Source organism: Streptomyces sp. NPDC046881 (genome assembly GCF_040645015.1).
Taxonomy (GTDB): Bacteria; Actinomycetota; Actinomycetes; order Streptomycetales; family Streptomycetaceae; genus Streptomyces.
The window spans coordinates 1-5,591 of record NZ_JBEYXJ010000205.1 but is presented as its reverse complement, the minus strand read 5'-3'; the positions used below and the strand labels follow the sequence as shown (position 1 = coordinate 5,591).

Here is a 5,591-nt window from a genome sequence, read left to right as displayed (position 1 = left end):
CCACCGGGCTGGACCGGAGCACCAAGCAGGTGCACCTGGCCGACGGTGAGCAGGTCCCGTACGACCGCTTGCTGATCGCCACGGGCACGCGTGCGCGGCAGTGGCCGAACCCGGACGAGGCCGCACTGGAGGGCGTCCACACGATTCGCTCGCGGGACGACGCCGCACAGCTGCAGAAGGAGCTGGCCGAGTCGCCGTCGCGGGTCGTGGTCATCGGCGCCGGGTTCATCGGCTCGGAAGTGGCCTCTGTCTGCCGGGAACTGGACCTCCCGGTGACCGTCGTCGAGCGGGGTTCGGCGCCACTGGTCGGCGCGCTCGGCGGGGTGATCGGGGAGATCGCCGCGCAACTGCAGCGCGAGCACGGTGTGGACCTGCGCTGCGGGCTGGGCGTGACGTCACTGGAGGGCGACTCCGGCGGGCACGTGCGGCGCGCGCATCTGTCCGACGGAAGTGTCGTCGACGCCGATGTGGTGGTGGCCTCGCTGGGGTCTGTCCGCAACGTGGAGTGGCTGCAGGGTTCGGGGCTGGCGGCAGGATTCTGGGGCGTCGGGTGCGACGCCGGCGGCCGGGCCTTCGACATCAACGGCGTGGTCACCGACAGCGTTTACGTGGCGGGTGACGTGGCGCGCGCGCCACATGTGCTGTACGAGTACCAGTTCCTCGCCATGGAGCACTGGGACAACGCTGTTCTCGGCGCTGAGGTGGCGGCGCACAACATGGTGAACCTGGAACCCCACTACCGCCCGCATCTGCTGCTTCCCGGCTTCTGGTCCGGCCAGTTCGGCATCAACATCAAGTCCGTCGGCGTGCCTCCCTTCGGTGACGAGATCGTCTTCACCCAAGGGTCCGTCGCCGAGCGCCGTTTCGCCGCCGCCTACGGCCACCGGGGCCGCATCGTCGCCGCCGTCACCTTCGATCACGGCAAGTGGCTGGAGTACTACGGGAAGCTGATCGAACAATCCGGTCCGTTCCCGCCTCCGCCGCCGGGCTGGGACCAGCCGCCCGACACCAAGCCGGTGCCGGCCGAGTTCCCGGACCCCAGGGTCCCGACGGGGCTTCCCGACGTCGTCCTGACCGGACACGCCCCGAGCGAGCGCACGGCCGAGTTCCGGTCCCGGCGCCACTGACCCGGCCCGCCGGGCCGAGCGTGCAAGCGGACAGCACCGACAGGAGGAAGGAGGGGAGCCTCGTGGTCGAGGAAACCCCCTGGCAGCAGGCCCTCCGCTACGCCAACCGCGCCAACCCGTACCCCTTCTACGAGGAACTCCGCAAGACACCGGTGGAGCGCCAGCCGGACGGAACCTACGTCGTGAGCACCTACCGGGAGATCGTCACGCTGCTGCACGACCCCCGGGTCAGTTCGGACCCACGGAAATGCCCCGTCCCGGCCGCGGCCCAGGGGGACAGCTCGGCGGTGCCTGTGGCCGAGCCGATCAGAGAGGTGCTGACCGAGCCGAACATCATCATCTGCGATCCGCCCGAGCACGACCGGGACCGCCGGATGATGATGCCGCACTTCGTCGGCCCGCCCCATGCGCCCCGTCTGATCTCCGATCTGGAGCCCGAGATCCGCCGCATCGTCGACGGCCTCCTGGACGACATGAGGGGCAAGAGCAGGATCGATGCCGTCGACGACTTCGCCTACCCCCTGCCGGTGACGGTGATCTGCAAGGTGCTCGGCGTGCCCCTGGAGGACGAGCCACGCTTCCACCATTGGGTCGAGACGGCCCTGGACGCCCTGGACTTCGGCCCCGAGGCGGCCTCCGAAGAGATCCGCAGTCGGCAGGCCGGAGGGCGGCAGGCCGTGCAGGAGTTCGGGCAGTTCGCGGCCGACCTGCTCGACCGGTACGCCGACCAGCCCGGCCCGGGCATGCTTTCGGCGATGGTGAACGAGAATGGTCCGGAAGGGCGGATGTCCAAGGGCGTGCTCGCCAGCAACGCCCTGCTCCTGATCTTCGCGGGACACGAAACCACGGTCAACCTCATCGCCCACAGCGTGCTCACCCTGCTGCGCCACCCCGACGCGCTGGAGAAGCTGCGCAGCAGGCCCGAGCTGATCGTGCCCGGAGTGGAGGAGCTGCTGCGGTTCGAGTCGTCGGTGCAGTTCTGGCACACCCGCTCCGCCCTGGAAGACATCGACATCGCCGGCACCACCATCCCGAAGGGGGCGCCGATCTTCCTGGTGTACGGGTCGGCGAACCGCGACCCGCAACGGTTCACCGACCCCGACCGGCTCGACCTCGAACGCCGGGACAACGAACACCTCGGGTTCAGCCAGGGCATCCACTTCTGCTTCGGCGCCCCGCTCGCCCGACTCGAGGTCCAGGCCGCGGTCGGCGAGTTCGTCCGCCGGGTGCAGAACCCCCGGCTCGTCGAGGACCCGCCGCCGTACCGGCACAACCAGATCTTCCGCGGGCCGCGGCACGTCCTGGTCGACATCGACGGCATCAGCGACTGACCGGTGTGCGTGAAGGCGCATCGTCCACCGCGATGCGCGGCTCAGCCGACGAGCTGCTGGCCCCCGTCGATGTCGTAGGTCGCACCGGTGAGTGCGGTGTTGGTCATGATGTGCACGGCGAGCGCCGCCACGTCCTCTGGTACGACTACGCGGCCGATCGGCAGCGTGGCGCGCAGTTCCTCGCGGCGGGCGTCGAGTACGTCGCCGAGCAGCCGGGCCGACAACGGCGTGTCCACGAAGCCGGCGGCGATCAGGTTCACCCGGACCGGCGCGAGCTCGAGTGCGAGACTGGCCGTGAACGCGGGCGTCGCGGCGGTGACTGCAGGGGCGACACCGAGACCGGCCCGGATCCGGCGGGCTCCCGTGCCGCCCATGAGCAGCAGCGTGCCGCCCGGCCGTACGGTGCCGGCGCAGTGGCGCGCGACCTCGAGGGCGAGCACCATGTGGTCGCTGATCGCCCGGCGTGCCTGGTCGGCGTCCATGTCCAGAAGGCGCCCGTAGGACGGGCCACCCGCGGTGACCATCACGTGGTCGATCGGCCCCGGCAGCTGCTGGAAGAACCGTTCGAGCTGCACCGGGTCATGGGCGTCGAAGGCCGCGGTGCTGAGGGCGTCGGCCTCCTTGGCGGCGGTGTACAGGCGTTCGGGGTCCCGGCCGGTGAGGACCACGCCGGCGCCCTGGGTACGGGCGAGCCGTGCGGTCGCCAGCCCGATGCCCGCGCTCCCGCCGATGACGACGAGGGTCTGCCCGTGCAGGGCCTGGTCGCGGGATCCGTACCCCGCAGGCGGATCGACGGTCATGATTCCTCCCGCGCTGTGGTCTTGCCTGGGTTGTCCTGAGGACTGATCCAGCACCTCGTCGAGCTGCCGCAGGTCGCAGGGTGAGGCCGCTGTGCAGGTTCTAGTTGTTGAGGAATTCCAGCAGGTCCCGGTTGAACCTCTCCTTGTCGCCCGGCACCATCGCGATGCCGTGGGAGCTGCCCTCGTACACCTTCAACTCGGCGTCCGGGATGATCCGGGCGGACTTGCGGCCGGTGGCGTCGATGGGCACGACCTGGTCGTCGTCGCCGTGCACCACCAGGGTGGGGATGTCGAATTTCTTCAGGTCCTCGGTGAAGTCGGTGTAGCCGAAGGCGTCCACGCATCGCACACCGCCTTCGATGGTCTGCGCCATCGCCATGTACCAGAAGGCGTCCTTGTTGCCCTGGGTGACCTTGTTGCCGGGACGGTTGGCGGAGAAGAAGCCCTCCGCGGTGTCCTTCCAGAACTGGGAATGCTCGGCGAGGATGCCGTTCTTGAGTGCGTCGAACACCTCTTCCGGCACACCCTCGGGATTTTTGTCAGACTTGATCATCACCGGCGGGATGGCGGACAGCAACACCGCCGAGCGCAGCCGCCCGGTGCCGTGTCGGCCGATGTAGCGCGCGAGCTCGCCGCCACCCATGGAGTGCGCGACCAGGGTGACGTCTCGCAGGTCGAGGTGGGTGAGCAGGTCGTTGAGGTCGTCGGCGAAGGTGTCGAAGTCGTAGCCGTCCCAGACGGGCGTGGAGCGTCCGTGTCCGCGACGGTCGTGCGCGATTCCGCGGTATCCGGCGTCGACGACGGCCTTGAGCTGGTCCTGCCAGGCGTCGCCGTTGAGCGGCCAGCCGTGGATGAACACCACGGGACGCCCCTGGCCCCAGTCCTTGTAGAAGATTTCGACACCGTCGCGGGTGGTGCAGATGGGCATGTGGCCTCCGTTGGCGCAGCTCCGGCCGTACGTGGGCAGGCCGGGCGGAAGAGAGGGATGTTCGGGCATCCGCTTGCCAGCGGAACGCAGGCCCGCACCGGGCGCAAGCGTCGACCGCCAGACGGCCTACGTGACGGTGTGGTGCCGGCCCTTCGGCCGAGCCGACGCTCGCCGAAGCACGACGATCGCTGCCTGGGGATGAGGCTCTGCGGCGCACGGGATCGCGGAGCAGAAAGTGGACGGTTTCCGGGCCGGCCCTTCGCGCGTCCCGGACTCGTGGTGATGCTGACATCGCCGCCGCCGCCGTGGCTGTTGGTGAACCGTCGTGCGACGGTAAGGGCCCGGCGTCCCGAAGCCGGGATGCCGGGCCCCCCTTACCGGGACGCGATCAGGCGGGGCGGATGTTCTCAGCCTGCGGGCCCTTCTGGCCCTGCGTGACGTCGAACTCGACCTTCTGGCCCTCCTGCAGCTCGCGGTAGCCCTGGCTGGCGATGTTGGAGTAGTGGGCGAAGACGTCGGGGCCGCCGCCCTCCTGCTCGATGAAGCCGAAGCCCTTCTCGCTGTTGAACCACTTCACTGTGCCCTTGGCCATGACTGTCTCCTTTGAGGGAAACCGGGCACGCACGCTGCGCGACCGGGAGGTGATCGCCCTGGTCCGGAGATGTGCTGAACAGCAAGAACGCCCGTGAGGCGATCACGGGCGAACGGAACTTCGGAACCACGACTGCTGATCACAACGCTATAACGGCATGACGGAAGCCGCTAGCGAAAACGCGCCGACATCCGGCCCGGAACGAAGGGCTGGGTCGCCCGTGAGGCTCGGCCGATGGTGATCAAGCAGCTTCGCGCCCTTCTTCTGCACAAGGCTGCGGCGAGGCATGGCCTCTCCCCGCCGCCGACTGTTCTTCGGGTGGGCCCCACCGATCATGCGTGACCGGCCCCTCCCGAGGCCCGCCGGGAGGCGGCGAACGCCGGAAAACACGGGAGGGTGCACGAGATCTTCTCCAGCACCGGGCGAACAGTTCGGCCACCGATCCTGCCGAGGCACGTTGCGGGTGCCCCGCTCCGTCGGGAAAAGGAGATCGCACAGGCAATGGATCACCTGTCCCGCTCTCCGGGTACCGTCAGGGTATGAGTCATCCGCACCCGGAACTGAAAGCCGCTCCTCCCTTGCCTGTAGGAGGGCTGCGGGTCATCGCCCTGGGCGGCCTGGGTGAGATCGGCCGCAACATGACCGTCTTCGAGCACGCGGGCAAGCTGCTGATCGTCGACTGTGGCGTGCTGTTCCCCGAGGAGACGCAGCCCGGCGTGGACGTGATCCTGCCGGACTTCACCTCGATCCGGGACCGGCTGGACGACATCGTGGCCGTGGTCCTCACCCACGGCCACGAGGACCACATCGGCG

Annotated in this window: 6 protein-coding genes; 3 read left to right on the top strand and 3 right to left on the bottom strand. The window is 69.1% G+C overall.

What is annotated here, in order from left to right; translation table 11 throughout:
- Positions 1-1,127, top strand: a 1,127-nt coding sequence (locus ABZ923_RS40775; RefSeq protein ID WP_361483344.1) for an FAD/NAD(P)-binding oxidoreductase, incomplete at its 5' end; no start/stop codon positions are given.
- A 62-nt stretch (positions 1,128-1,189) separates the two neighbouring features.
- The gene (locus tag ABZ923_RS40770) at positions 1,190-2,458 is read left to right on the top strand and encodes a cytochrome P450 (RefSeq protein ID WP_361483341.1); all 1,269 of its coding nucleotides are present in this window, start codon (positions 1,190-1,192) and stop codon (positions 2,456-2,458) included.
- A 41-nt stretch (positions 2,459-2,499) separates the two neighbouring features.
- Here the strand turns inward: ABZ923_RS40770 and ABZ923_RS40765 are convergent, their stop codons facing one another.
- The 3 genes from ABZ923_RS40765 to ABZ923_RS40755 all read right to left on the bottom strand — a co-directional run bounded on the left by ABZ923_RS40765 (position 2,500) and on the right by ABZ923_RS40755 (position 4,778).
- A complete protein-coding gene (locus ABZ923_RS40765) occupies positions 2,500-3,258 on the bottom strand; it encodes an SDR family oxidoreductase (protein WP_361483338.1) in 759 nt (252 codons plus the stop codon).
- Between the two features lie 100 nt (positions 3,259-3,358).
- On the bottom strand, positions 3,359-4,186 hold the full coding sequence (locus ABZ923_RS40760; protein WP_361483335.1) for an alpha/beta hydrolase: 828 nt from the start codon (positions 4,184-4,186) through the stop codon (positions 3,359-3,361).
- Positions 4,187-4,574: 388 nt separating this feature from the next.
- Positions 4,575-4,778 carry a cold-shock protein gene (locus tag ABZ923_RS40755; protein ID WP_014670069.1) on the bottom strand — a complete coding sequence of 68 codons (204 nt, stop codon included), beginning with the start codon at positions 4,776-4,778 and terminating at the stop codon, positions 4,575-4,577.
- 539 nt (positions 4,779-5,317) lie between these two features.
- Between ABZ923_RS40755 and ABZ923_RS40750 the strand changes: the two genes are divergently transcribed.
- A partial coding sequence (locus tag ABZ923_RS40750; RefSeq protein WP_361483332.1) for an MBL fold metallo-hydrolase occupies positions 5,318-5,591 on the top strand: 274 nt, incomplete at its 3' end.

What these genes read in the sequence shown, in the direction of transcription:
- ABZ923_RS40765 (WP_361483338.1), bottom strand. Translation starts at nt 3,258, where the DNA reads ATGACCGTCGATCCGCCTGCGGGGTACGGATCCCGCGACCAGGCCCTG.
- ABZ923_RS40760 (WP_361483335.1), bottom strand. Translation starts at nt 4,186, where the DNA reads ATGCCCATCTGCACCACCCGCGACGGTGTCGAAATCTTCTACAAGGAC.
- ABZ923_RS40755 (WP_014670069.1), bottom strand. Translation starts at nt 4,778, where the DNA reads ATGGCCAAGGGCACAGTGAAGTGGTTCAACAGCGAGAAGGGCTTCGGC.